This window comes from Wenzhouxiangella sp. YN9 (assembly GCF_056324165.1).
This window is the reverse complement of sequence record NZ_JBJNIP010000111.1, coordinates 1-476: the sequence shown is the minus strand read 5'-3', so window position 1 is coordinate 476 and position 476 is coordinate 1. Positions and strand designations below refer to the sequence as shown.

Annotated in this window: 1 protein-coding gene; it reads left to right on the top strand. The window is 41.6% G+C overall.

Annotated elements, in window-relative coordinates; all coding sequences use genetic code 11:
- Positions 1-476, top strand: a 476-nt coding sequence (locus tag ACEWQ0_RS11215) for a hypothetical protein (protein WP_476485374.1), incomplete at both ends; no start/stop codon positions are given.

Below are 476 nucleotides of genomic sequence, written 5' to 3'. Positions count from 1 at the left end.
GTTACTCAATCACCATCAGTGCAATTGGTACTGACAAAGGTGGTAACCCAGCTTTACCACAAACCATACAGTTTGGTTTGATAGACAGTCCGGTCATTGGATTTCCCAATGATGGTCCTGGCACATTTGTGAACTCAGGCAATGATGGTAATCCTCAAGAAGGTGGTAACAGTTTCTTATCAGCCTCTGGTGATTTCATCAATGGTACTGCTGAAGTTCAGCCTGGAGACACATTATTGGTCTTCGGTGAAGAAATACTAAGGAATGAAGATTTAGAAAGTGCGGTGACTGTTCAGTCGATCCTGTCTGATACTTCATTGAATATAGCTGAACAATTTAACCGCAATGATTTGTCAGGTGCGGTCATCAATGATGGAGATATTTTCCCTTACATGATTGGTCGTGCTGTTGATGGTAACATCAATGCAACAGCCACCATTGATGAAAATGGTGTGGCATCAACTCAAGTGAATTAT